This is a genomic window from Sphingopyxis sp. H050 (assembly GCF_001468265.1).
Lineage (GTDB): Bacteria > Pseudomonadota > Alphaproteobacteria > Sphingomonadales > Sphingomonadaceae > Sphingopyxis.
The window spans coordinates 43,048-66,836 of sequence record NZ_LNRZ01000011.1 but is presented as its reverse complement, the minus strand read 5'-3'; the positions used below and the strand labels follow the sequence as shown (position 1 = coordinate 66,836).

The 23,789-nt window shown below is 62.7% G+C and carries 20 protein-coding genes; 10 read left to right on the top strand and 10 right to left on the bottom strand.

The annotated features are described in order from the left end of the window. The first annotated feature begins 2 nt into the window (after positions 1 to 2). Positions 3 to 1,040 carry a DUF7146 domain-containing protein gene (locus tag ATE67_RS18790; RefSeq protein WP_058818180.1) on the top strand — a complete coding sequence of 346 codons (1,038 nt, stop codon included), beginning with the start codon at positions 3 to 5 and terminating at the stop codon, positions 1,038 to 1,040. 49 nt (positions 1,041 to 1,089) lie between these two features. Here the strand turns inward: ATE67_RS18790 and ATE67_RS18785 are convergent, their stop codons facing one another. The 4 genes from ATE67_RS18785 to ATE67_RS18770 all read right to left on the bottom strand — a co-directional run bounded on the left by ATE67_RS18785 (position 1,090) and on the right by ATE67_RS18770 (position 4,021). Then, positions 1,090 to 1,779 carry an RES family NAD+ phosphorylase gene (locus ATE67_RS18785; RefSeq protein WP_058818179.1) on the bottom strand — a complete coding sequence of 230 codons (690 nt, stop codon included), beginning with the start codon at positions 1,777 to 1,779 and terminating at the stop codon, positions 1,090 to 1,092. A gap of 4 nt (positions 1,780 to 1,783) precedes the next feature. After that, positions 1,784 to 2,167 carry an antitoxin Xre-like helix-turn-helix domain-containing protein gene (locus ATE67_RS18780; protein ID WP_058818178.1) on the bottom strand — a complete coding sequence of 128 codons (384 nt, stop codon included), beginning with the start codon at positions 2,165 to 2,167 and terminating at the stop codon, positions 1,784 to 1,786. Positions 2,168 to 2,330: 163 nt separating this feature from the next. Further along, complete coding sequence (locus ATE67_RS18775) at positions 2,331 to 3,377, bottom strand: nucleotidyl transferase AbiEii/AbiGii toxin family protein (protein ID WP_058818177.1); 1,047 nt, start codon at positions 3,375 to 3,377, stop codon at positions 2,331 to 2,333. Continuing rightward, positions 3,374 to 4,021 carry a DUF6088 family protein gene (locus tag ATE67_RS18770; protein WP_058818214.1) on the bottom strand — a complete coding sequence of 216 codons (648 nt, stop codon included), beginning with the start codon at positions 4,019 to 4,021 and terminating at the stop codon, positions 3,374 to 3,376. The genes ATE67_RS18775 and ATE67_RS18770 overlap by 4 nt, the downstream gene beginning before the upstream one ends. 488 nt (positions 4,022 to 4,509) lie before the next feature. Here ATE67_RS18770 and ATE67_RS18765 point away from each other — a divergent pair, with 488 nt between their 5' ends. Both ATE67_RS18765 and ATE67_RS18760 read left to right on the top strand, forming a co-directional pair. Next, positions 4,510 to 5,451: a DUF2493 domain-containing protein gene (locus ATE67_RS18765; protein WP_058818176.1), complete on the top strand. Its 942-nt coding sequence runs from the start codon at positions 4,510 to 4,512 to the stop codon at positions 5,449 to 5,451. Between the two features lie 63 nt (positions 5,452 to 5,514). Further along, positions 5,515 to 6,441, top strand: a complete 927-nt coding sequence (locus tag ATE67_RS18760) for a HEPN domain-containing protein (RefSeq protein WP_058818175.1) — start codon at positions 5,515 to 5,517, stop codon at positions 6,439 to 6,441. Between the two features lie 10 nt (positions 6,442 to 6,451). On the opposite strand, the gene ATE67_RS21770 is transcribed toward ATE67_RS18760, so the two are convergent. The 3 genes from ATE67_RS21770 to ATE67_RS18750 form a co-directional block, all read right to left on the bottom strand. After that, positions 6,452 to 6,619 (bottom strand): hypothetical protein, encoded by a 168-nt coding sequence (locus ATE67_RS21770; protein WP_170935596.1) that lies wholly within the window; start codon positions 6,617 to 6,619, stop codon positions 6,452 to 6,454. A gap of 69 nt (positions 6,620 to 6,688) precedes the next feature. Continuing rightward, positions 6,689 to 6,913: an EexN family lipoprotein gene (locus ATE67_RS18755; RefSeq protein ID WP_231728229.1), complete on the bottom strand. Its 225-nt coding sequence runs from the start codon at positions 6,911 to 6,913 to the stop codon at positions 6,689 to 6,691. A gap of 122 nt (positions 6,914 to 7,035) precedes the next feature. Next, on the bottom strand, positions 7,036 to 7,236 hold the full coding sequence (locus tag ATE67_RS18750) for a heavy-metal-associated domain-containing protein (RefSeq protein ID WP_058818213.1): 201 nt from the start codon (positions 7,234 to 7,236) through the stop codon (positions 7,036 to 7,038). Between the two features lie 150 nt (positions 7,237 to 7,386). On the opposite strand from ATE67_RS18750, the gene ATE67_RS18745 reads away from it, so the two are divergent. The 5 genes from ATE67_RS18745 to ATE67_RS18725 all read left to right on the top strand — a co-directional run bounded on the left by ATE67_RS18745 (position 7,387) and on the right by ATE67_RS18725 (position 16,469). Further along, on the top strand, positions 7,387 to 9,921 hold the full coding sequence (locus ATE67_RS18745) for a heavy metal translocating P-type ATPase (protein WP_058818173.1): 2,535 nt from the start codon (positions 7,387 to 7,389) through the stop codon (positions 9,919 to 9,921). Further along, on the top strand, positions 9,918 to 10,412 hold the full coding sequence (cueR, locus tag ATE67_RS18740) for a Cu(I)-responsive transcriptional regulator (protein ID WP_058818172.1): 495 nt from the start codon (positions 9,918 to 9,920) through the stop codon (positions 10,410 to 10,412). Before ATE67_RS18745 ends, cueR begins: the two co-directional genes overlap by 4 nt. Before the next feature lie 269 nt (positions 10,413 to 10,681). Next, on the top strand, positions 10,682 to 11,848 hold the full coding sequence (locus ATE67_RS18735; protein ID WP_058818171.1) for an efflux RND transporter periplasmic adaptor subunit: 1,167 nt from the start codon (positions 10,682 to 10,684) through the stop codon (positions 11,846 to 11,848). After that, positions 11,845 to 15,024, top strand: coding sequence for an efflux RND transporter permease subunit (locus tag ATE67_RS18730; protein ID WP_058818170.1), 3,180 nt, complete (start codon positions 11,845 to 11,847; stop codon positions 15,022 to 15,024). The genes ATE67_RS18735 and ATE67_RS18730 overlap by 4 nt, the downstream gene beginning before the upstream one ends. Beyond that, positions 15,021 to 16,469, top strand: coding sequence for an efflux transporter outer membrane subunit (locus ATE67_RS18725; protein ID WP_058818169.1), 1,449 nt, complete (start codon positions 15,021 to 15,023; stop codon positions 16,467 to 16,469). Before ATE67_RS18730 ends, ATE67_RS18725 begins: the two co-directional genes overlap by 4 nt. A gap of 76 nt (positions 16,470 to 16,545) precedes the next feature. On the opposite strand, the gene ATE67_RS18720 is transcribed toward ATE67_RS18725, so the two are convergent. Genes ATE67_RS18720 through ATE67_RS18710 form a run of 3 tightly spaced genes read right to left on the bottom strand, consistent with a single transcriptional unit; the run spans position 16,546 to position 20,778 of the window. Continuing rightward, a complete protein-coding gene (locus tag ATE67_RS18720) occupies positions 16,546 to 17,784 on the bottom strand; it encodes a hypothetical protein (protein WP_058818168.1) in 1,239 nt (412 codons plus the stop codon). A gap of 16 nt (positions 17,785 to 17,800) precedes the next feature. After that, positions 17,801 to 19,690 carry an ORC-CDC6 family AAA ATPase gene (locus ATE67_RS18715; RefSeq protein ID WP_058818167.1) on the bottom strand — a complete coding sequence of 630 codons (1,890 nt, stop codon included), beginning with the start codon at positions 19,688 to 19,690 and terminating at the stop codon, positions 17,801 to 17,803. Then, positions 19,690 to 20,778, bottom strand: coding sequence for a phosphoribosyltransferase-like protein (locus ATE67_RS18710; RefSeq protein ID WP_058818166.1), 1,089 nt, complete (start codon positions 20,776 to 20,778; stop codon positions 19,690 to 19,692). Before ATE67_RS18710 ends, ATE67_RS18715 begins: the two co-directional genes overlap by 1 nt. 408 nt (positions 20,779 to 21,186) lie before the next feature. Here ATE67_RS18710 and ATE67_RS18705 point away from each other — a divergent pair, with 408 nt between their 5' ends. Beyond that, entirely contained in the window at positions 21,187 to 21,813 is a 627-nt protein-coding gene (locus tag ATE67_RS18705) for an NADAR family protein (RefSeq protein WP_231728228.1), read from the top strand. A 39-nt stretch (positions 21,814 to 21,852) separates the two neighbouring features. Continuing rightward, entirely contained in the window at positions 21,853 to 23,736 is a 1,884-nt protein-coding gene (locus ATE67_RS18700) for a hypothetical protein (RefSeq protein ID WP_058818164.1), read from the top strand. Positions 23,737 to 23,789: the final 53 nt, after the last annotated feature.

The window sequence follows — 23,789 nt, the reverse complement described above, 5'->3', positions numbered from 1 at the left end:
GCATGGAAAGTCCAGCCCGTGAACTCGCGCGCCGTCTCGGTGAAAATGCCGAGGCGGTGTGCCGTCACTATCTCTCGAACGGTCGCCGTGAAGGCCATTATTGGCTGGTCGGCGATGTGCATAATGCGCCGGGGCGAAGTCTTTATGTCCGTCTCAGCGGTGACGACGGCAAGCCGCGCGCTGGAAAATGGACCGATGCGGCGACCGGCGACCATGGCGACTTGCTCGACATCATCGCCGCGAGCTGCACGCATATGAGCCTCGGCGAAACGCTTGCCGAGGCGCGGCGCTTCCTGAGCCTGCCTCCGCCTGACCTGGTGAAGCGCAACCCGCGTCCGCGGCGGGCGAGCCCGGGAAGCAGGGAGGCGGCCGCGCGGCTTTGGGCGGCTTCGAAACCCATCGCCGGGACGCTGGTGCCAATCTATCTCGCGGGCCGCGCTCTTCGGCGGGGCGGGGATTTGCCGGCGCTGCGATATCATCCGCATTGCTATTATCGCCGGTCCGAAGAGGATGCCCCATCGGTCAAGCCGGCATTCCCGGCGATAATCGCCGCTGTCACCGATTTGGACGGCTCGCTCATGGGCGTCCATCGCACCTGGCTCGATCCGGCACGGCCGGCCAAGGCGCCGGTGGCCTATCCGCGGCGCGCGATGGGACATCTTTTGGGGCATGGCGTTCGCTTCGGGCTGGCGGGAGAGGTCATGGCTTTCGGTGAGGGCATCGAGACCATGCTGTCATTGCGCGAGGTCGCGCCATCGCTGCCGCTCGTCGCCGGCCTCTCGGCGGCGCATCTCGCGGCGCTCCTGTTTCCGACAGGCTTGCGGCGCCTCTACGTCGCGCGCGACGATGATCCCGCGGGGCGCGCCGCTTGGGCCGCGCTGAACGAACGCGCCTTGCCGCTGGGCATCGCGGTCCACGCGCTTGAGCCGCAGCGCGACGATTTCAATACCGATCTCCGCCGCGTCGGCCCGGCGCGGCTGGCAGAAGGGCTGCGGTCGCAGTTGACGCCTGTCGATGCGGGGAGATTTCTTGGACGATGATGCCTGACAAAAACCGTTCGGCTTGGAGCCCGGACGCTATCGTGCCCTTTTACGTATCGAGGCTCTTCTTTTCATAGATGGTCGTGATGGCCGTGCCGTCCCACATATAGCAGAGATGCCGTTCCTGCCGGCAATTGGACAGGAGGCGCGGCCGGAAGGCGGCGGCGCATTCGCCGCCGGGATGGCGGACGCTCTGGTAGCGGATACCGTCCGAACCCGCATCGCGGAGCTCCGCCCCGAGCCCTTGCGCATGGATATAGCTGTCCGGATCGTAGAGATGCGCATGGCTGTCCGCGAGACCGCGAATGTCGTGGAGACTGGCCTCAAGGTCGATGGCATAGACGCGCATGTCGATCTCCTGGGCAGGCTCGTCGGTCGCGGTGAGGAATCTGGTGCGGTGATGCCGCGTTTCGGCGATCGCGGTGTCGAGCGTGTGGCCGGCGTAGAAGACGCCGAAGCTGCCGTCGGTAAAACGGCTGCCCTCGGGATTGAGATGGGTGAAGGCCGCCATGATCGGTGTCGTGCCGGGGCCCGAAACACGGTCCTCGGGCGGCACCAGCGCGAGCACACCGACTTCGTCGCGGAGGCGGTCGTTGGTCATCGCCTCGATCTGGAAGACCGCTTCGAGATCGGCCGGATCGGCCACCTTCTCGAACAGGCCGATCGGCGGGAAGCGGCTGGGGATGATGCGATAGCAGGGCGACCAGCGCGTCGCCGTCACCGGAATGTCGAGCGGCATGGGCTTAGCCGCGCTGCCCGTCGATATATTGCCGCACGACATAAAGGTCCGAGACATTGCCGGACACCATCCGGTCGAGGGCGGACTTGCCGGCGAAGCTCTTCGCCTTGTTCGGCTTGCGGACCCATTCGTCGGCGGTCTGCGGCACGAGAATCTGCAAGCCTTTGTAGATGCCCATCACATAGGAAATCCGCTCGAGCGCATCCTTCGAAAGCGCCGCGACCTCGCCGCGTTTCCAGTTATGCAGCGTCGAACGGCTGTCGAGCCCGAGGACCGCCATTTGCTCGCCTTCATTGAGCTTCCACGCCTCGGCGATGTTGAAAAAGGTGCGCAGCGCCGGGCCGGTAAGATCCTTCCGGTCGATCGTCTTGGCTGATGCCGTTGCCATGTCGGGCTCCTTTCATGGCTGATATGTTCCTTTATTGAACAAAAGTCAATTTTTTATCCGAAATGAAACAAGTGTTGATAGCCATGAGGTGGTTTGGCCCGCGCAATGGCTTCTAGTCGCTGTTATGGACGCACTGCTCCAGCTGTAGTGCGCTGCTTGATCGCTATTTCCTGGCGTTGAGTTGACGTTCGAGTGCAGCGACACTTTCGACAATGGCATCAAATTCGGGCGGCTCGCCGAAGATCATCGTCGCCATGGCGCGATAATCCTGTCTGAGATCGTCGATCATGCCGTCCTCGGGGCAAAGGACGAATGTCGGCGGTTGCGCCGATGCGAGATCGAAATCCGGGCGATTGAAGAACATGCGCGCATGGGCGACGCAATCCTCGCCGAGTGTCCGGTCCTCGATCGCGCTTTGACCGACGGGCGACTGCATCAACTGGTGAAGGTCATAATAGTGGCGCGACACGCGCTGGCCGTTGCCACGCAATTGTCCCCGGATTTCATACCATCGCCGCAGCCCGTGCAGGATGACGACCTTGTCCCAGAAGGTGCGTTCGGCATCGACGATCGTCACATTGGGGACGCCGAGATCGATCGTGGGCAGATCCTCGTCAACATAGGGCGCGATGGTTCGGCGGCTATTGGGATCGAGCGCCGATTTGGCGCCCGATTCAATCTTCACGCTCTTCGCGATACAGGCATCTTCGGTGGTGACGCTGGGATAGGCCACCAGCAATGTCTGGCGATCCTTTGCGTCGGGGATGACCTTGATCGCGCCGACCTTGAGCCCGGCCCGCTCACAGCATTGGGCGGCGATGACGGTCAGATGATCGAGGAGTGCGCCGTTGATATGGGCCTCGCACGCGTCCCGGATCGCATCGAGCGCGGCCTCGCGCTTCTTGCGGCTCAGCGCCGCGAGCTCGTCGATCGTCGCGGGGACGCCAAGGTCGTCGCGAAAGACCGTGACGTCGATATCTTCCGAGAATCGCCGGATCAGACCGAAGCCTTTCGAAAGCGACGTCCCGCCCTTGAACAACAGCCGGGGGCCATCGGGCAATCCGTTGAACAGCGCGTCCAGCGTCCAGCACACCCAGAAGTCCTTTTCGACATTCTGCGGCGTGGTGCCTAGGCGCTGCGCGGCGGTGATGAAGAGGCCGCTCCGGGTTCGCGTCCCTGCACGCAGAACTTCGTCGAAACCGGGGTTCATGCGCCAGGTTCCTGACGGAAGACGAGCGGGCGCAGCAACTCCTGCATCCAGACGGGCAGACTCGTCATGCCCGCGGCAAGATCAGTGCGGAGCGTTTCGCCATGAACGGGATCGTCGAGCAACTGCACGAGCCGCTCGCGCCATTGGTCATTCTCGTCGCCGAGCATCGTGTCGCGCAGCCAGTGCAGGGCCTGAACGATCCGCATCGCCGGTCTCCCGGCCCAGAACAGCTTGCTTGCCGCCGTCGGCTTGAAAATGATGGCCATATTGCCGAGCTTGATCGTCTTCAGGCCCGTTTCGGCATGAACGATGATCTTCGCCGGCACGGCGTTGGTGAAACCGAGGTCGTTGGCGGCGGTCATGCCATCGACGAGCACGCGGATCTGGTCGCGGCGGGCAACCGCGTCGATCACTGCCTTCGGACTGGGCGGATTGGCCTGGTGGGTCAGCTCATTATGCGCGGGCCTGTCATAGAGGCCGCGGTCGATCCTGCGCAGTTCGTCCGATTTTGCGAGGCGCTGCAGAGCCTTATCGACGGCCTCCCGACTCCCGAGATCGAGAAAATCGCTGGGGGTCCATACGCTGCCGGGCACCTCGGTACGATCGAGGATCGCGGCTTTCAATCCGGATGCGGGCTTCTCCATGTCCGAAATATATAGCAGTATTTCGGACAATTGCCAGTGGAGTTGTCCGAAAAACATAGCGGGATTTCGGACATGCCCCCAGCCGCCTTCACGCGTCGCTCTGATTAGGCAAGACTTTTTTGGGGCGAGTTTCGTGACCGTTGCCGCGCCGGACCATTTCCTGTGGAAGGCTGCGCCGCCTGCAAGCGGCTCGCCCTGTCGGGATGGATAGAGTGATCACTCCCTTCTCCCAGGGCAGCCGCGCCTCCGGCCTTCGCTGGAGGGCGACTGCGGCATCGGGCGCGGGCCTCGCAATGGCTTGGCGTGCGGCCATTTTCCGCCGGGGCTCTGCCCCTTTGCATCGCGAGGCAAAATAGCCTTCGCCCGCCATCCTTCGCTGCGCTTCGGCCGCCCGGGCTCTGCCCGTGCGGTGCGGACCCGCACCCGCCGCCGCAAAGGCGTCGCTGCGAAGGCCGCGAGAGGCGCGGCCGCCAGATGCGAGAGATGACATGACCGACCTGTCCGACTTTCCCGAACGCGGCGAACCGCATGAACCCGGCGCCAGCGCTTATCTTCTTCAGGAAATGCAGCTTTACGGTCACCGTCCCTATGAGGACGAGCCCGATAGCAGGCCGCTTCCCGACGATCGGCTCGCTGGCGGCGCCGTCGCCGACATCTTCGACGCGATGACTGGCTGCCTCGTCGACACCCGCATCGAGCCCGATCTCGAAGACCTGCTCTGGAACATCGTCAATATCTTCCACCGTGCCGGCGAGCGGATCGAACGCGACCTTGATCGCAACGAGCAGGCCCAGCGCGAGCAGCAGCGCGAACAGGACGGCAGCGAAATCCGCTCGGTCGAACTCGAGCGCAAGATCGCCGAAGGCATCACGATGATCGAGCGCCGCGATACGATGGAATTTTTCCGCGAATGCGCCGCCGAGCAATTCCGCCTTCATCTCCGCAAAGCCTGGATGCCGCGCACCGGATCGCGCGCCCAGCACAAGACGCTGACTGCGTCGATGATCGACAGCCGCGATTTCCTCGACAAGCGGCTGCGCGAAAAAGCCGCGGCATTGATCCCCGAAGGCACTCGCGTCGCCTTCAGCGGCGGTCCCGCCTGCAACGATCACCAGCATATCTGGGCCGCGCTCGATCGTATCCATACCCGCCATCCCGACATGGTGCTGATGCACGGTGCGACGCCGACCGGGGCCGAGCGCGCCGCCGCTTGCTGGGCTGATACCCGCCGCGTGCCGCAGGTCGCTTTCCGGCCCGACTGGAATCGCCACAAGAAGGCGGCCCCGTTCAAGCGCAACGACCGGATGATCGATGCGATGCCCGCCGGGCTCGTCGTCTTCTCGGGCACCGGCATCCAGGACAATCTCGTCGACAAGGCCCGCGCGTTCGGCATCCCCGTCTGGGATTTTCGCGTGCCGCCCGAAACTTGACGGCAGATTTGGCTGCAACATAGCTTGCCATCGGGCGAGCGGACTTACAGGGTGAGAATAGTCATGCGAACCGATCTCGATCATCTACCGCCGAACAAGCAGCGCGAGCTCGAGCGCGTGAAGGCGATCATCTTCGAAGAATTCGAGGATGCGATCGCGCTTGCGACGATGGGCTGGAAGAAGAAGGGCCGGATCGAAAAGCTGATCCTCTACGGCAGCTATGCGCGCGGCGGCTGGGTCGATGAGCCGCATACCGCCAAGGGCTATCGGTCGGATTTCGATCTGCTCATCATCGTCAACGACAAGCGCCTGACCGAGCGGGTCGATTTTTGGCTGAAGCTTGAGGATCGGCTCATTCGCGAACTGGCGATCGACAAGACGCTGCACACGCCGGTCAATTTCATCGTGCACACGCTGCAGGAGGTGAACGACGGGCTGGCGCATGGGCGCTATTTCTTCATGGATGTCGCGAAGGACGGGATCGCGCTCTACGAATATGACGAGAAGCCGCTGCATAAGCCGAAGCCGAAGACGCCCGAACAGGCGCTGGCGATGGCGCAGGAATATTTCGACGAGTGGATGCCGGCGGCATCTGGAATGTTGGAGACCGCAAACTTCAGCCGGCAGTCGGGCCGACTAAAGGATGCAGCGTTTCTAACTCATCAAGCGACAGAACGGCTGTATCATTGCGTTCTACTCGTCTGCACCTTCTATACTCCGCACGTTCATAACCTTGGGTTCCTGAGGACCCAAGCCGAGCGCATCGACATGCGGTTGGTCAACGCCTGGCCGCGCGAGACGCGGACAGATCGCGCTCGCTTCGAGAAGCTCAAGGAAGCTTATGTGAAGGCGCGCTACTCGAAGCATTACCGCATCACCGAGGATGAGCTTCTCTGGCTCGGCAATTGTGTCGAGGAACTGGGGCGCGCGGTCCATGCGATCTGCTCCGAGCGCATCGCGGAGCTTGAGGAACGGAGCCGCCCGGCGTGATAGCTGCGAGCTAGTCCGCCGCGCTGTCCGCTTTTCGCAGCACTTCGGCGATCATTGCGGCGAGCGCTTCCTCGGCCTGGATGCGGCCGACAGGATCTTTCGATTCCAGGTCGCGGCGGACCCATTGCGGAACCCGTTCGACGGCGCGCAGGACGATACTCGTCAGTTCGTCGGTCATGCGGGCGCTTTATCGGAACGTGTCGGACTAGCAATCGCCAAAGGTTAGGTGCGGTGATCGTGTCTTGGCTTAATCCTTGCCCAGAAACCGCTTGAAACGCTCGCGGCCTTCGACCGTCTGCACCGCGACGTCGGCGTTCGTACATTCATCGCCGCGCATCGAGCCATCCCGGCAGCCAGCGACGACCTTTCGCGCCTCGTCGAGATTCGTCTCGAAATACTGGGTACTGCGCGGCTCGCTTTGGCCGCAGGCGGACAGGCTGAGCCCGAGTAACAGGATGGCGGATTGTCGCAATTTCATTCTCCACGCCAGGAAATGGAAAGGAGAATATAACCGCCGAGACCTTGGGCGAAAGACGAACTGGAACCAGATCTGGATCTATTTCCCCAGGTTGATCAGGCTCTTGGCGCCCCTTCCTATGCCGCCTGCGCCTCATAGCCGGCTTCGCGGAGCGCCGCGCTGAGCGACGCGATGTCTGCGCTGGTCTCGACGCTGACCAGCCTTTCGGGAATGTCGGTTTCGACCTTGGCCTGCGTATCGATGCCCTGAATCGCCTTGGTGATCGAGCGCGCGCAACCGCCGCAGGTCATCCCGGGAATATTGAAACGGATCGTCATATTGCCTCCAAACTTTGCTTGATGTCCGAAGATGGGGTTTGCCATCGTGGCAAGGTCAATGCCTCCACAGACATTTTTCTCCCCCCTTGACCTTCCCATCGTTGGAAGCCCCAGATTCCGGTCGAACGAGCAGATCCGGAGAAATATGTGATGTCCGATGTTATCGAGTTGAGGCGGAAAAGTGATGCTCCGACCACCGGGCCGGAGCGTCTGAGCGTCGCCGTCGCCGGCATGACCTGCGCGTCCTGCGTCGGCCATGTCGAAAAGGCGATCGGCAAGCTGCCGGGCGTAACCGGGGTCGCCGTCAATCTGGCGACCAACCGCGCCGACGTGACATTCGCTGGAGTGTCCGATCCCGGCGCCGTCGTGCAAGCGGTCGAGAGCGCCGGCTACGAGGTGCCCGAAACCGAAGCCGAAATCGGCGTTGCGGGCATGACCTGCGCGTCGTGCGTCGGGCATGTCGAGAAGGCCCTTTCGAAGGTGGCGGGAGTCACCGCCGCGACCGTCAATCTCGCGACCGAGAGGGCCAGCATCCGCTACCGCAGCGGCGCTGTCACGCTCGAGGATCTGGAAAGCGCGATCCGCGGTGCCGGCTATGAACCGCGCCGGGTCGTAGACGAAGGCAGCTCCATCGACCGGGAAGCCCTGGTGCGCGAGCAGGAACTGGACAGTCTACGCCGCTCGCTGCTTCTCGCGGCGGTGCTGGCGCTGCCGGTGTTCATCCTCGAGATGGGCTCGCACCTCGTCCCCGCCGTCCATGATTTCGTCATGACCCGCATCGGGATGCAGACGAGCTGGCTCATTCAGTTTGCACTGACCACCCTCATTCTTTTCGGCCCCGGGCTGCGCTTTTTCCAGAAGGGCATTCCCGCGATCCTGCGCGGCACCCCCGACATGAACTCGCTCGTCACGCTGGGGACGAGCGCCGCATGGGGCTATTCGCTGGTCGCAACCTTCGCCCCCCACGTCCTGCCGTCCGGCACCGCAAACGTCTATTATGAAGCCGCGGCGGTGATCGTCGCGCTGATCCTGCTCGGTCGCTATCTCGAGGCCAAGGCGAAGGGGCGAACATCGGAGGCGATCAAGCGGCTCGTCGGGCTGCAGGCGAAAACCGCGCGCGTCGTGCGCGATGGTGCGGCGCTGGAAGTTGCGCTCGCCGATGTTCGCGCCGGTGATATCGTTCAGGTGCGCCCGGGCGAACGCGTGCCGGTCGATGGCGAGGTTGTCGACGGGAGCTCCTGGGTCGATGAGTCGATGATCACCGGCGAGCCGGCTCCGGTCGCCAAGGCTGCCGGCGCGGCCGTCGTCGGCGGCACGATCAACAAGGCCGGCGCCTTCACCTTCCGCGCGACCAAAGTCGGCGGGGATACGGTGCTGGCTCAGATTATCCGCATGGTCGAGCAGGCGCAGGGATCGAAGTTGCCGATCCAGGCGATGGTCGACAAGGTCACCGCTTGGTTCGTGCCTGCGGTGATGGGAATTGCGGGGCTGACTTTCCTGATATGGCTGATCGTCGGCCCCGATCCGGCGCTGACCTTTGCGTTGGTGAATGCGGTGGCCGTGCTGATTATCGCCTGCCCATGCGCGATGGGACTCGCGACGCCAACCTCGATCATGGTCGGCACCGGACGCGCCGCCGAACTGGGCGTGCTGTTCCGCAAGGGCGAGGCGCTTCAGACGCTGCGCGACGTGACCGTCATCGCGCTCGACAAGACCGGCACACTGACCAAGGGGCGCCCCGAACTGACCGACCTTGAGCCGGCCGCAGGCTTCGGGCGCGTCGAAGTGCTGGCGCTGGTCGCCAGCGTCGAAAGCCAGTCCGAGCATCCGATCGCCGAAGCCATCGTGGCGGCCGCGAATGCGCGCGGTTTGGACGCTCCATCGCCCGCGGCGTTCGAAGCCATTCCCGGTTATGGCGTATCAGCAAAGGTCGGTGGCCGCGAGGTTCAGGTCGGCGCCGATCGGTTCATGACCAGGCTGGGCCATAATGTGTCGGCCTTTGCCGCCAAGGCGCGCGAACTTGGCACGGCAGGCAAGTCGCCGCTCTATGCTGCGATCGACGGCAAACTCGCGGCGGTGATTGCGGTCGCCGATCCGGTCAAGGACACGACGCCCGAGGCGATCCGGGCGCTCCACGCCCTCGGGCTCAAGGTCGCGATGATCACCGGCGATAATCAGGCGACCGCCGATGCCGTCGCGCGTACGCTGGGGATCGACGAGGTCGTCGGCGAAGTGCTTCCCGACGGAAAGGTCGATGCCATACACCGGCTTCGCGCGGGTGGCCGCAAGGTCGCCTTCGTCGGCGACGGCATCAACGACGCACCCGCGCTCGCCGAGGCCGACGTCGGTCTGGCGATTGGCACCGGCACCGACGTTGCGATCGAGTCCGCCGATGTCGTGCTGATGTCGGGCGACCTGCGCGGCGTGGTCAACGCGATCGCGCTGTCGAAGGCGACGATCCGGAATATCCAGCAGAATCTGTTCTGGGCGTTCGGCTATAATGCGGCGCTGATCCCCGTTGCAGCGGGGGTGCTCTACCCGCTGAACGGGACTTTGTTGTCGCCCGTGTTCGCCGCCGGTGCGATGGCGCTGTCGAGTGTCTTCGTGCTAAGCAATGCACTCAGGCTGAAGGCCTTCCGGCCGGTGATCGCCGCCGACAAGGGAAAAGAAGGAGAGGCGGCATGAACATCGGCCGCGCCGCGAAAATATCGGGCGTCTCTCCAAAGATGATCCGCTATTACGAACAGACGGGTCTCATCCCCAAGGCTGCGCGTCAGGACTCAGGTTACCGCGACTATGACGACGCCGACGTGCACCGCCTGCGCTTCATCCGGCGCGCACGCGATCTCGGCTTCACCGTGGAGCAGATCGGCGAGCTGCTGGGCCTCTGGTCCGACCGAAGCCGCGCCAGCGCCGACGTCAAGGCTTTCGCGCTCGAACATATCGCGCGCCTCAAGGAAAAAATGGCCGAGATCGAAGCCATGGTGCGGACGCTCGAGACACTGGCCAATCATTGCCACGGTGACGACAGGCCCGATTGTCCGATCATTGAGGGGCTGGCGGAAGAGGGGGGCGCGACGCCGCGCCTCCAACCGCGCGAACCCCGGCGTTTCGGTAGGTCCGGCGGACAATCCGCCCGGCGCCATGCTGCGGGTTCATCGAACCGCACGCACTAGCTTGGCCTCGGGATCATTTGGCCTTTCCGCGTGCGGAGGGGCTTTTCCCGACCTTCGCGGGACATAGCCCTGACCAACGCGGTCGCCGCACGCCGGATTACTATTGCCGCAGAGCTCCGCCTACCGATAGGCGCGGTGTCTTCTACGGATTCATGCACATTCGACGCCGACGAAGAAAACCTCTTGACCCTCCAACGATGGAAAACCGCACCCCCGAAATATGAGCTCGCCATCCATCCGGATCGGCGAGCACGGATTCGGAGGTTGAGATGCGAAAATCGAGGGTCGCCGCGGCGCTGGGCGCGATATTGGCGACGGGGCTCGTGGTGCTTTGGGCGCGCGGGCCGGAAGGCGGCGAACAGGCCGCTGCCCCAGCCCCGCCGATGGTGCTTGCCGCATCGGTCGTGGTGCAGGACCATATACCACGTTCGACCTATACCGGCCGCTTGACCGCGGTGGAGACGGTCGAGCTCAAGCCGCGCGTCTCGGGCTATATTGCCGACGTCAGCGTTCCCGAGGGGCAGATCGTCCGGCGCGGGCAGATCCTTTTTCGCCTCGATAACGCGCCCTTCGCGGCGCGGCACGCCGCGGCACGCGCGGCGACGCGCGAAGCCGAAGCGCGGCTGGGCCTCGCGCAGGCCGAGGATGCGCGCGCGCGCAAGTTGGTCGCCGAGGGGGTCGCCGCGCGCGAACGCTCGGACGTGACCACCGCGACCTTGCACGAACGCGAAGCGCAGGTCGCGTCGGCGCGCGCCGCCGAACGGCTGGCCGCGCTCGACCTTCGCTATGCCGGCGTCGAGGCGCCTATCGCCGGCCGGGTCGGCCAGATTCTCGTCACCCGCGGCAATCTGGTTGCCGGCGTCGAGGCGGCGACGCCGCTCACCACCATCGTCTCGGTCGATCCGCTCCATGTCGAATTCGATGTCGACGAGGCGACCTACCTTCGCTCGCTCGCTGATCGTCGCGGCCACGGTGCCGAGGCCAAGGTCGGCGTTCGCCTCGAAGATGGAAGCACCCGAACGGCGCGGCTGGACTTCATCGGCAACCGCCTCGACCGCGCGACGGGGACGATCCGCGCGCGCGCGATCCTGCCCAATCCGGGTGGTCGTCTGGCGCCGGGCCTGTTCGCCGAAGTCGATGTCGCGACCGACAAGGCCCGGTCCGCGATCCTCGTCAGCGACCTCGCGATCGGTGTCGAACAGGGGCGGCGCTTCGTCCTCGTGCTGGGCGCAAAGAATATGACCGAATATCGGCCGGTGACGCTCGGTCCAATCGTCGATGGCCTGCGCGTCGTCGAGACGGGCTTGCGGCCCGGCGACCGCGTCGTCGTCAAGGGGCTGGCTGGCCCCGGCATGGCGGTCAAACCCAGGATCGTCTCGATGCCGCGCGGCAACGGCGTGCAGAAAACCAGCGTCCAGCGGGAGCCGGCACGATGAACTTCCCCCGCTTCTTCATCGACCGGCCGATCTTCGCGATCGTGCTGTCGGTGCTCCTGCTGATTGCCGGGCTGCTCGCGCTGCTCCGGCTACCGCTCAGCGAATATCCGGCGGTCGCGCCGCCGACGGTGACCGTCGCCGCGGCCTATCCGGGCGCCTCGCCCGAGGTTATCGCCGAAACCGTCGCCAGCCCGATCGAACAGGCGGTCAACGGCGTCGAGGGCATGCTCTATATGTCGAGCCAGGCTGCCACCGACGGCCGGATGACGCTCACCGTCACCTTCGCGCAAGGGACCGATCCCGACATCGCGCAGGTTCAGGTCCAGAACCGCGTATCTCGCGCGCTGCCACGACTGCCCGAGACGGTGCAGCGGCTCGGCGTCACCACACAGAAGGTTGCGCCTGACGCGCTGATGGTGGTGCATCTTCTGTCGCCATCGAAGCGTTATGACCCGCTCTTCATCTCCAACTATGCGCTGCTTCAGGTCCGCGACGAAATCGCGCGCATCCCCGGCATCGCCGATGTGGTCGTGTGGGGTGCCGGTGAATATTCGATGCGCGTCTGGCTCGACCCGGCGCGGATCGCTTCGCGCGGATTGACCGCGAGCGATATCGTCGCCGCGATCCGCGCGCAGAATGTCGAAGTCGCCGCGGGCAGCGTCGGGCGCCAGCCGAACCCTGCCGCCGCGCAACAGGTCGCGCTCGAGGTGAAGGGCCGCCTCGCGACCGAGGAAGAATTTGCTGCGATTGTCGTCAAGACCGGTGCCGACGGCCAGCTCACCCGGCTCGGTGAGGTCGCCCGGATCGAAATGGGCGCTAATGATTATGCGCTGCGTTCGCTGCTCGACGGCGAGCCCGCGATCGCGCTCCAGATCTTGCAAAGCCCGGGTGCCAACGCGCTCGATACCGCGGCCGAGGTCCGGGCGACTATGAAGCGGCTCTCGGGCGAGTTTCCTGACGGGCTGGTGCATCGCATCGCTTATGATCCGACGATCTTTGTCGAGGCGTCGATCGAAAGCGTGATCGTCACGCTGATCGAGGCGACCCTGCTCGTGGTCCTCGTCGTGATCCTCTTTCTCCAGACGTGGCGTGCGTCGATCATCCCGCTCGTCGCTGTGCCCGTTTCGCTGGTCGGGACGTTGGCGGTCATGCATTTGTTCGGTTTTTCGCTGAATACCCTGTCGCTGTTCGGGCTGGTGCTCTCGATCGGTATCGTCGTCGATGACGCGATCGTCGTCGTCGAGAATGTCGAACGCCATATCGGTCTCGGAGAAGTTCCGCGCGAGGCCGCGCGCAAGGCGATGGCGGAGGTCACCGGCCCGATCATCGCGATCACCTCGGTCCTCGCCGCCGTCTTCATTCCTACTGCCTTTCTGGGCGGATTGCAGGGCGAATTTTATCGCCAGTTCGCGCTCACTGTCGCGATCTCGACCATCTTGTCGGCGGTCAATTCGCTGACCTTGTCGCCGGCGCTCGCCGCGGTGCTGCTCAAGGGCCACGACCTGCCGCGCGACCGCATCCAGCGTGCCATCGACAAGGGCTTCGGCTGGCTGTTCGGGCCCTTCAATCGGGCCTTCGATCGCGGCTCGCTGGCCTATGTCGGCGGCGTCCAGCGGGTCATCCGGCGCGGCGCAGTGGCGGGGCTGACCTATGCCGGGTTGCTCGGTCTGACCTGGTTCGCCTTTGACAAGCTGCCCGCCGGCTTCGTGCCCGCGCAGGACAAATATTATCTCGTCGGCATCGTCCAGCTGCCCAACGGGGCGTCGCTCGACCGCACGCAGGCGGTCGCCGAGCAGGTCTCGAAGATCGCGCTGGCCGAGCCCGGGGTAGAAAACGTCGTCGCTTTTCCGGGCCTGTCGATCAACGGCTTCGTCAACGTGCCCAACGCCGCTGTCATGTTCGTGATGCTCGACCCCTTTTCGGAGCGCACGTCGCCGGACATGGCGGCGGGGGCGATCGCAGGGCGGCTGCAGGGCAAATATGCGGCGGTCCCCGACGGCTTCGTCGGCGTGTTCCCGCCGCCGCCGGTTCCGGGCCTCGGTGCGACCGGCGGGTTCAAGATGCAGATCGAGGACCGCTCGGGCGCGGGTTATGAGGCACTCGCCGCGGCCAGCGCCAAGGTGATGGCGGCGGCCGCCAAGGAACCCGCGCTCGCCGGGCTGATGACCAGCTACAATGTCGCCTCGCCCGAACTTTCGGTCGATGTCGACCGGACCAAGGCGGCCGCCCAGGGGGTCGCCATGACCGATGTGTTCGAAACGATGCAGGTCTATCTCGGTTCGCTCTACGTCAACGACTTCAACCGGTTCGGGCGTACCTATCAGGTCTATGCCCAGGCCGAAGCCGACGCGCGGGCGCAGCCCGATGCGGTCGGGCGGCTTCAGGTCCGCAATGCCCAAGGCAATATGGTCCCGCTTGCCGCGCTGGTCACGACCGCCCCCGGCGCCGGTCTCGACCGTGTGATCCATTATAATGGCTTTCCGTCGGCCGATATCAGCGGCGGTCCCGCGCCGGGCTTCAGCTCGGGGCAGGCGGTGGCGGCGATGGAACGGATCGCGCGCGCCGAGTTGCCCGAGGGCATGACCTTCGAGTGGACCGACCTGACCTATCAGGAAAAGACCGCGGGCAACGCCGCACTCTACGTCTTCCCGATCGCGGTGCTTCTCGCCTTCCTGATCCTCGCAGCGCAATATAATAGCTGGACGCTGCCGCTCTCGGTCCTGCTCATCGTGCCCATGTGTCTCTTGAGCGCGCTCGTCGGGGTCTGGCTGACTGGCGGCGATATCAATATCTTCACGCAGATCGCCTTTGTGGTGCTCGTCGGGCTGGCCGCGAAAAATGCGATCCTGATCGTCGAGTTCGCCCGCGCGCGGGAACAGGAAGGGCTCGATCCGCCCGCTGCCGCGCTCGAGGCGTGCCGGTTGAGATTGCGCCCCATATTGATGACGTCGATCGCGTTCATCGCGGGAGCGGTTCCGCTGACGATCGCCGCGGGCGCGGGCGCCGAGATGCGGCAGGCGATGGGTGTCGCGGTGTTCGCCGGCATGCTCGGGGTGACGCTTTTCGGCCTCTTTCTGACCCCGCTCTTCTACGTCGTGATCCGCAACGCCGTTTTGCGGCGCGAAGCGCGGCGCCCGTCGGGCGCGGATCCCAAGCCGCAGGAATTGACCCAATGATATTGATCGCCAAGCTTTCACCCGCCATCCTTCTCGTGGGCCTCGCGGGGTGCGCCGCTGTCGGTCCCGACTATGTTCCACCGCGGATCGAGGCGCCCGGCGCTTATGCCGCGCAGCCGGCGGGCATCGGCGGGGCATCCGCCGAGGCCGCGTGGTGGCGCCAGTTCGGTGACCCGGCGCTGGACGCGCTGATCGCAGAGGCGCTTGCAGCCAATCTCGACGCGCGGCTAGCTGTCGCGCGGCTCGACGAAGCACGCGCGCTCGCCGGCGTGTCGCGCGCGGCACGGCTTCCCGGCGGCGGGGTCGCTGCCGGCTATCAGCGCCGCCGGGAAGCCGACGTCGAGCGTGCGGGCGGTCAGCCGCGCGAGGGCGATGCCCTGCGCGCCGGCGCGGAAGCGTCGTGGGAAATCGACCTGTTCGGCCGCGTCCGCCGCGGAGTCGAGGCCGCCGAAGCCGAGGTCGGCGGCGCCGAGGCGGCGCTGCGCTCGGTTCGCGCCGCGGTCACCGCCGATGTCGCCAGCCACTATTTCGAACTGCGCGGAAGCGAGGCCGCGTTTGCGATCGCGCACCGCCAGATCGAAACCCAGCGGCGTTCGCTCGACATCACGCGCAAGCTGGAACGCGCTGGCGCGGGCGCGCACTTTGACGTCGTTCGCGCAGAGGCCGCGCTGTCCGCGGTCGAAGCGACGCTGCCCGGGATCGAGCAGCGCATCGGCACCGCGCGTCACGCCCTTGCCGTGCTGCTCGGCCAGACGCCGCAGAGCTTCGCCGGTCCCGCCACGGCAACAACCAGTCTGCCGCACATCGCACAGATCGATGTCGGCGCTCCCGCCGACCTGTTGCGGCGGCGGCCCGATATCGCCGCCGCCGAACGCGCACTCGCCGCCGCCACCGCGCGGCGCGGTGTCGCCGAAGCCGACTTGTTTCCGACGGTGCGGCTGTCCGGCTTCATTGGGCTCCTCGCCGGCGGGTTTGAATCGTTGTTCACTGGCGGTGCGCTCGGCTTTGCGGGCGGCCCTAGCCTCGATTGGGGGGTGTTCAACATGTCGCGTTTACGCGCACAGGTCCGCGTCGCCGATGCTCGCACAGATGCGGCGCTGATCGATTACCACCGGACCGTTCTGATCGCCCTTCGCGATGTCGAGGACGCGCTGACGGCCTACGGCGCAATCCGGACCGGTCTTGCGATACGCGACCAGCAGGTCGGCGCCAGCCGCGAGGCAGCGCGGATGGCTTCGGTGCGATTTCGCGAGGGCGAGGGACAATATCTAGACATTCTCGATGCCGAACGCAGCCTGTACCAAGCCGAAGCGACGTTGGCCACGGCGCGAACAGACCATCTCCTGTCTGTGGTTGAAATCCACCGCGCTCTCGGCGGCGGCTGGGAGATTTGTGAAGGGGCGGGTGGTCCAAATTGTACCAGATGGCGTAAACCCGGCTTTTAAGTGCTATATGCGAATGCGGCTGGTTTGCGCCTTATCCTAACCCTTCGGACCGCGATTGGTTCGCGCCCGAAAGATGTCATTTGCGCGGTGAAGAGGCAGCAGCCGCTTCTTCCGCGCGCTCTCGTTCTGACTCCGGTTCGCGTAGTTCGACCTCCTCGGGTGCAGCCGGATTAACCGCTTCGATTGCCGTTCGGATTCTGTAGCAGTCGCCCGTTAGCCAAAGGGAAATCGGGACCATCGGCAAGTCTTCTCCGAGGTCGTTGGCTTCATAACGACGCGTCTCGATATGCGCCATTCCGACCCGCATCGAGGCGCGATCACCCTTCGCCCGCTTTTCGACTAGCGCCAATAGGCAACCTATGGATAGGCTTTTGCTAGAAAGCGGTGATATGATGAACCGCGCGCCGCCGAAGAATTTGAGGCTCTCTTCGTAGCGACCCATCGCTTCGAGAAGGCTCCTGTAGAGCTGGAAGGGATTCCACTCGGTCGCGAAGATTATGTCGCGCGGTGTAACGGCCATTCGGTCGAAAACCAGCTCTCCCATCTCGCGTATGATATTATCGCCCCGCCTCGGATCGACAGACTGCAGCGGGAGTACCGGGCAGACATCGTCCGGCGCGATCCGGGAATGTATGCGTTCGAGTTGTTCGCTGACGTCTTCCGCGAGTATTGGGAACCATATCTTGGGCCAGTCGTGTGATGCCTCTTCCTCTAGGCGGATGCCGAGGCTCGCAAGCGGAGCGAGATCGACATCGACTTCGCGCTTGGAAATGCCGCGATCTATAACCGCGCTCTCGCCGTAAACGACATGCAGATTTACCGACGATGCCAACGGCGCCTGGTCGTTCGGTCGAACGAAGGCGCCGAGCAACTGGTTCAGCAGCGTAAGATAGACGAGCCGCGGCAGGGTGCTGATATCGAGAACGATATCGGAGAAACCGGCATCGTTGCGCGCGACGTCGGCAAAGAGGTGGGCGGTAGCCCGGGAAATATCTCTAATTCCGTCGGTATCGGTTGGCGTCAGATCTCGGATTTCGATCCGGTCTTCGGCAAACAGTTGCCGTAGCCCCGCTTCATTCGTGTCGCGCATGCGGACCGCTTCGCCATCGGTGTCGAAGCAGTTGGACATTTCGATTGCGATGCAGTGCCGATCGATGTCAGGACGCTGCGCTATAATCCGGTTGAGGGACACAAGCGCCCTGGGGTCGAAGCCTCGACCGACAATGAACAAAATCTTCCGGTCTTCCTGAAGATGCCCATGCCAGAACTCGTCGAAAGCGGTCTGCCGAAACAGATTATATTCGCCCCACCACATCGATTTCCTCCTGCCTTCACAAGATTGTTGAAGGCGTTCCCTGATGCCATGCCTTGAGTCGCGCGATCGACGTCGGTCTCCACCCTCCTGTGTGGTAGACCAGGTCGAAATGAACGCAGAGCATTCTGTTCAAATAGAGAACTGTCCAGAGCTTATTGTCCTGTTTGAGTTCTCGAACCTCGAACAAGTTATACGCGATACAGGCGCTCAGTATCTTCGCCGTTTCGCAGAACGGATGCTTGTCGTTCTCTGATGCCTTGACGAGTGCGTCCCGGTCGACGATCGCCAATCCGATACCGGTGACGCCGGGCGCATAAGGGGCATTGGGCGCGAATGTCTGCTCGTGAGAAAGTTTGCCGATTGCGGCGATCAGCCTCTGCGCTTTCGCTCCCAACGGAAACGCTCGGGAAATTTCCCTGAATCGCTTCTCGGCCAGCCGGCGTAATGCTCGATCCTGCTCGCCCGGACTGACGGAGACGGGCCCATCGGTGCGTGACACTCGCGCTGCATGCAGATGCTCGTAAAGAACCGCGCATATCTGCAGAAATTCTTCTACATTATAGGAGCTTAATCGGACGACTCTGTCGATGCCGAAGAAATACGGCAATTTGAACTCGGAGCTTACGAACTTTAGCGCCGCCGAGGGCAGCTTGCTGGATTCGCGGTTTTCCCGTTCTTCGATCGGCAAGGGCTCCAGGTCGAGGACAGCTTGTATCCTGTTTCTGTCGCGCTCGATCAGAATGTTCGTCTTCGACCACTCGATGGCCAATGCCAGAAGGTCCGCCTTGGGGAAGCCCTCTGCAGCTTGAATCCAGGAAGAGTAGCGATCCGTGTCAGTTGCGCGGGCTACTGCTCGCGCGCGCAAGGTGTCCACGGCAGTCGCGAGCTGGGATCGAAATTGCAGGGGATCGAGTGATGACCCGAGGTGGTCGCCAAAACTCTCGGGGTCGTCCCGCATCTGTCGCATCCGGCGATCTGCGATGCCTGTAACGAACGTGAGAAATCGCTTGTCAGACAGCTTCTGCCAGCCCCTCTCGATCTCAACGACTTCGAAATCCCGCCGCTGAATCGCGTCACTGAAAATTTCCGACGATTCAAGCACGGCGGTGCGTTCCGCGAGCCATACAGGCGCTGCAGCACGATGATCCAGCAACTCCTTGTACAACGTCGCACGTTGGCCCGGCCGTAGTCGTTGCACGTCGTCGAACATGACAATCGGCCTGACTTCGCTCAGCACATCATCGACGAGGAACCGGGCTTGCGAAAGCCAGGTGACTGCATCGAAGACAAGGTGAACAGGCGTTTCCTCTCGCTCGGCCCCAAGTTGGTCAAGGTATCCTAGCAGCCGACTCTCGACGCTCTCCGCCCAATTGCGTAAGCTCTCCGCGTCGGCGGATCTTGGAACCGGGCCTTCGTCGAGTAGTCCACGTTCATAATCGATCCGCAGACGACCGAGATCGCGCGGATACTCGACGCCGTGCAGCATGCAGATCGCGCGCAGAGCGCGAAGAATGATCCGGGCGTTCACGAGGGCGCGAAACATCCCGCGCGCGGCTGGATCCTGTTCGGGAGCCTGCAGCTCCGAGTACCCGTTGGTGCAGGGGATGAGAATGCCCATCGCGCGGATGTTGTCCCCATCCACGGCATTCACGGCTTGAAGCTGCCGGAATATCTCCACGTAGGGTTCGCGCGTGTGGTTACGGAAAACCTGCAGCATCGGCCCCGGAGTGAAGATACGGAGAAGTGAGGTTTTGCCGCCGCCGGGCGAAGACCTGAGGACCATCGCGCTGGTCGCGAAGATGTCGCGCGGGAGTATCTCGAGGACCTCGGGAGCGAAATCCCGCGCAAACAGTTCGTCGGGCGACGACAGTTCCGACGTGCGGACGGCGAAAGCGTTGCGAACCATCAGTTGTTGCCCTTGTGACGGACAATCCGCGGGAACAGGCCGCGCGCACCGACCGCCTGATCTCCCCACAGGAGATAAAGGCTATTATTCGGGGTGTTGTGGCCCAGTACCAAGGGCAGGCCGCATCCTGCGAATCCCCGCTTCACTGTATCCGTCCTGCCCTTCTGTTCATGTGTGTCCATCGGGGTGTTTCGATAGTATCGATCCTGATCCGCCAGAGCCAGGAACGGTCGATCGCCCTCGTTCGCGTCTTCGAGCTTCGTCGATTGCGGCAATTCGTAGACGATGATGACTTCAGGGACTGGTTTGCCAATGCTTTCGCAATAGGCCGCGAGTTGGGTTCGAATGTGATGCGACGCTTCCGGGGTGGCGACGTAAATCACTACCGTCATCTGATATCCGTCCGGCGAAAATAGTTTGGCCGCGTCTCCCCCAAACTGTGTCAGTGCCTTCTTGATCTTGCCTTTCCAGCTTCCATCGGGCTCCTGCCGGATATAGCTGATCCCGCTCGCGGTGAAGTCGTCGATTAGGAATACACGCTCGAAATAGGACTCGGGGTAGATCTTGCGCAAATCCTCGATAAGGCCGGTCGTTTTCGCCTCGCTTGGCTCATAGGCCTGCCAAACCTGCTCATTGTCGAGATTTGCAGACCGGCGAAAGACGTCCATACGGGCACCGTCGCTCAGGCCGAAGAACAGGCTGGATCTGAGGGAGCGGCGAAATGCTGTACTTTCGGTAACGGCACCTAAGCTGTGTGCTGGCAAGCCGAGCGTTTCCGCAGCCGCGCGGATCAGCATCGGCTTGATATGGTCGGCGAACGCGGCTTCTACGAGATGCCGCATCTCTCCTTCGGATATGTAAACTAGCCGATTTTTGACAAAGTCGAATGCGGCCTCTCGTTCGTCAGGCTGGAATTGCTCCAGCCACAGGCCTAGCGTCTCGACGAATTTCCTGCCAGGCCCGAACTGCTGGTACTCGTCATACTTGAAACCTGCCATGCGATCGAGAAGCGGCAATTCCTCTGCGAGGCGCGCTTGGTCCCAATCCATCACCCGTTTCAGGAGGCTTTCGGCGAGCAACTTCCTCATGCGTCTTCAGTCAATTCTCGCCTGGATAGAATATTTCGGAGCAAGCAGCCGGATGGCAGCCTATTCCCCCCGGATCCTATTTAGACGTCCTGAGGTCGCGGACAAGCGTCAACAGTTTGGTAATTCGTTCCGCATCGGTCGAAGTGCCATCCCAGAGTGCCCTTGCAGCCTTCAAAAGTGGCGCCGGCAGCTGTGCCTCGATCGGTTTCTTCGGGGTCAGCTCGGGGTTTTCTACATAATGCATTAATTGCCGGAGGGTCGGCGTCCATTTCGGCGACGGGTCGTGAAGGGTCCTGTGGACAGCCGATTGAGATGCGCCGGCTTTGCGTGCAAGTCGAGCCTCACTCCATCCATTCGCGGCTATAAGCGACCTGATTGAAGCAACCGCCTCCGTCGCGCCCTCCGTCGGTGACGCTGGACGCCCGCGAGGCGATTTCGAAGTTGACCCGGCCTTCATTTCTGCATAATGTTTTTAATGAAGTTATTACAAAATTGGCAAGAGACAAAATGGGCGCAAGCGAAATCCGATTTTATCGAGCTAATGAGAAGCCTTATGGGGCCTTCAGTAATTTGTTCCGGCGGCCTGTATTCTTCGAAGACACCATCTTCCCGACGTCGGAGCATGCGTACCAAGCCGGAAAGGCTAGAAAGCCCGAAGTCCGCGCGTGGCTCTTGGCTGCGCCTTCGCCGGCTCTCGTGGCGATGGCGGCTCATGGGCTTTACACGTGGGATATCGTGCCTGACTGGGCGGCAACGAAGTTCGATCGTATGCGCCACATCGTTGCCGCGAAATTCTCGCAGCACGCAGACCTCGCTGACCTCCTGCTGTCGACGGGTGAGAGCCGGCTGGTGGAATCCGCCACTGTCGACAACGCCGTAAACCGCACTTGGGGCGAGGTGAACGGCCGCGGGCAAAATATGCTAGGGATCATGCTGATGGAGGTTCGTGACGCTTTGCGAAGTGGCGAGCTTGAGGTCCGATCAGCACCCGAGCTGTCCGACCCTGCAGACATGAAGCTATTTGCTCAGGGGTGAGGGCTTTTCTTCTGCTCCTGTTTCGGCAAGAGCGAGCTGATGAACCATTTCCGCGACCGCGTTGATTCTCTCCCACTGACCATCAAGCTTGCACTTTCTGCCGATGTTAAAGCAATTTCAGAGGCGCTGCAGGCCTCGGGCGATCTGTCCGTATTGACTATTGGGTCCGGTGGCTCATTGGTCACCGCGGGATTGCTGGCTCGGACCATCGAGGGCCTCCACGGTAACGTCGCTCGGTCTTTGACGCCGCTGGAATTTATTGCTGCGCCAACGCTTGGCAACGGAAAGCATGTCTGGCTTATAAGTGCCGAAGGGACGAATCCCGATATCTTGGCGGCTTTAGATGCCGCAGTGAAATCAGAGGCATCCAGCATCACGGTACTCTGCAACCGGGAGGCGTCCATGCTCGTGGAGGCCGCGCGTGATTATGGCTCGACGGTTCTGCTGTATGAGACCGACAGCCAAAAGGACGGCTTTCTGGCAACGCACACCTTGTTGTTGTCTGCTACTTTAATCTGCAGAGCTGCTGGGCAGATCGCTGGATCACCTGTGCCGCCACGTTGGGTTGACCCCGTCTTGCGGCTTGGCCGAAGCGCGGCAACGGACGTGTTGTCCCGATCGACAGTGATAATCGCTTTCGATCCGCTTCTCGTTGACGCTGCAAGGCTGATCGAGACGAATTTTTGGGAAGCGGCGTTGATCAATGTCGAGGCAGTCGACTTTCGAAACTTTGCTCATGGTCGTCATCTTTGGGCAGCAAAACGAGGTGGTGAACTGGGTCTGATTGCGCTGCTAACAGACCAGACGAGGGTTCTCTGGGCTGATATAGCAGGTGAGCTACCGGCTGAGGTAGCAAAGGCAGAACTCGACTTTGGCGCGCCGCGCGAGTTTCTTCCCATCGACGGACTGATGTCTGCAATGGAGTTGACGGGTCAGGCCGGCGAAATTTTGGGCGTCGACCCTGGGCGCCCGGGTGTCCCAGATTTCGGACGCAGAATCTATCACGTCCCATCGCTACTCCTGCAAAGCCAAGGGGTCCGTGGCATGTCGCCGTCGTTGCGGAAGGCTGCAGCTCGTCGCAGGCTAGTTGGAATTTCGGGGTTGGCGGAGGAGTGGGCTGACGCCGAACAGGCCTTTCGCGAGCGAGGGTCTTCCATGCGGTTCCATGGCCTCGTTCTCGACTATGACGGAACCGTTGTCCGGTCGAGCGAGCGCCGACAACCGCCTCGCGATGCCGTTCTTGCAGGGCTGATCCGCTTTCTGGACGAGGGAGGGCGGCTTGCCTTTGCAACAGGTCGAGGGGACTCGGTGGGAGCCATGCTGCGAAAGGTTTTGCCGGAGCGACACTGGCCAGAGATTCTGGTCGGCTATTACAATGGCGGCCTATGCATTCGGCTCGACGAGGCCGTCGACAAATCCAGCATCGACGAGGATGTAGGTCTTTCCCGACTTGCCGAGGTGATCGAGCAGTGCGCGCCATCATGTGGGATATCGGTTCGACGCCAACGCGTACAGCTTTGCTTGACCGCAGTCGACGGTCGGCCGCTTGGGCCGGTCCGCGATTTTGTCCTGAAGATACTTGAAGAGAATGGTTTGCGTCTCCGGACCTACGTGTCGGGCCATTCCATCGACGTCCTTGCTCCTGGGGTCGATAAGGAAAATGTTGCGCGGAGATTGGCCGATGCGGTCAATACAGCCGATGCTAAATTTCTCAGGATCGGCGATTCCGGCGGCTATCCAGGAAATGATTTCGCTTTGCTCAAGGAGGACATCGGCCTCAGCGTCGACCGGGTAAGTGACGATCCAAATGGGTGCTGGAATCTCCTTCCACCGGGGGTCAAGGGCCCCGACGGGCTGGTCGCGTATTTGGACCGGATTAACTCAGAGGACGGTAGCTTTGCGATCGACCTTATGACATTGTGAGAGATATTCACTTGTTCCCTCTTTGTTCTCTTGCTAGTTGTTTGGCACCTACC

Bases quoted from the DNA above. Each gene is read 5' to 3' on its own strand.
- ATE67_RS18790 (WP_058818180.1), top strand. From the start codon at position 3: ATGGAAAGTCCAGCCCGTGAACTCGCGCGCCGTCTCGGTGAAAATGCC.
- ATE67_RS18785 (WP_058818179.1), bottom strand. From the start codon at position 1,779: ATGCCGCTCGACATTCCGGTGACGGCGACGCGCTGGTCGCCCTGCTAT.
- ATE67_RS18780 (WP_058818178.1), bottom strand. From the start codon at position 2,167: ATGGCAACGGCATCAGCCAAGACGATCGACCGGAAGGATCTTACCGGC.
- ATE67_RS18775 (WP_058818177.1), bottom strand. From the start codon at position 3,377: ATGAACCCCGGTTTCGACGAAGTTCTGCGTGCAGGGACGCGAACCCGG.
- ATE67_RS18770 (WP_058818214.1), bottom strand. From the start codon at position 4,021: ATGGAGAAGCCCGCATCCGGATTGAAAGCCGCGATCCTCGATCGTACC.
- ATE67_RS18765 (WP_058818176.1), top strand. From the start codon at position 4,510: ATGACCGACCTGTCCGACTTTCCCGAACGCGGCGAACCGCATGAACCC.
- ATE67_RS18760 (WP_058818175.1), top strand. From the start codon at position 5,515: ATGCGAACCGATCTCGATCATCTACCGCCGAACAAGCAGCGCGAGCTC.
- ATE67_RS21770 (WP_170935596.1), bottom strand. From the start codon at position 6,619: ATGACCGACGAACTGACGAGTATCGTCCTGCGCGCCGTCGAACGGGTT.
- ATE67_RS18750 (WP_058818213.1), bottom strand. From the start codon at position 7,236: ATGACGATCCGTTTCAATATTCCCGGGATGACCTGCGGCGGTTGCGCG.
- ATE67_RS18745 (WP_058818173.1), top strand. From the start codon at position 7,387: ATGTCCGATGTTATCGAGTTGAGGCGGAAAAGTGATGCTCCGACCACC.
- cueR (WP_058818172.1), top strand. From the start codon at position 9,918: ATGAACATCGGCCGCGCCGCGAAAATATCGGGCGTCTCTCCAAAGATG.
- ATE67_RS18735 (WP_058818171.1), top strand. From the start codon at position 10,682: ATGCGAAAATCGAGGGTCGCCGCGGCGCTGGGCGCGATATTGGCGACG.
- ATE67_RS18730 (WP_058818170.1), top strand. From the start codon at position 11,845: ATGAACTTCCCCCGCTTCTTCATCGACCGGCCGATCTTCGCGATCGTG.
- ATE67_RS18725 (WP_058818169.1), top strand. From the start codon at position 15,021: ATGATATTGATCGCCAAGCTTTCACCCGCCATCCTTCTCGTGGGCCTC.
- ATE67_RS18720 (WP_058818168.1), bottom strand. From the start codon at position 17,784: ATGTGGTGGGGCGAATATAATCTGTTTCGGCAGACCGCTTTCGACGAG.
- ATE67_RS18715 (WP_058818167.1), bottom strand. From the start codon at position 19,690: ATGGTTCGCAACGCTTTCGCCGTCCGCACGTCGGAACTGTCGTCGCCC.
- ATE67_RS18710 (WP_058818166.1), bottom strand. From the start codon at position 20,778: ATGAGGAAGTTGCTCGCCGAAAGCCTCCTGAAACGGGTGATGGATTGG.
- ATE67_RS18700 (WP_058818164.1), top strand. From the start codon at position 21,853: ATGAACCATTTCCGCGACCGCGTTGATTCTCTCCCACTGACCATCAAG.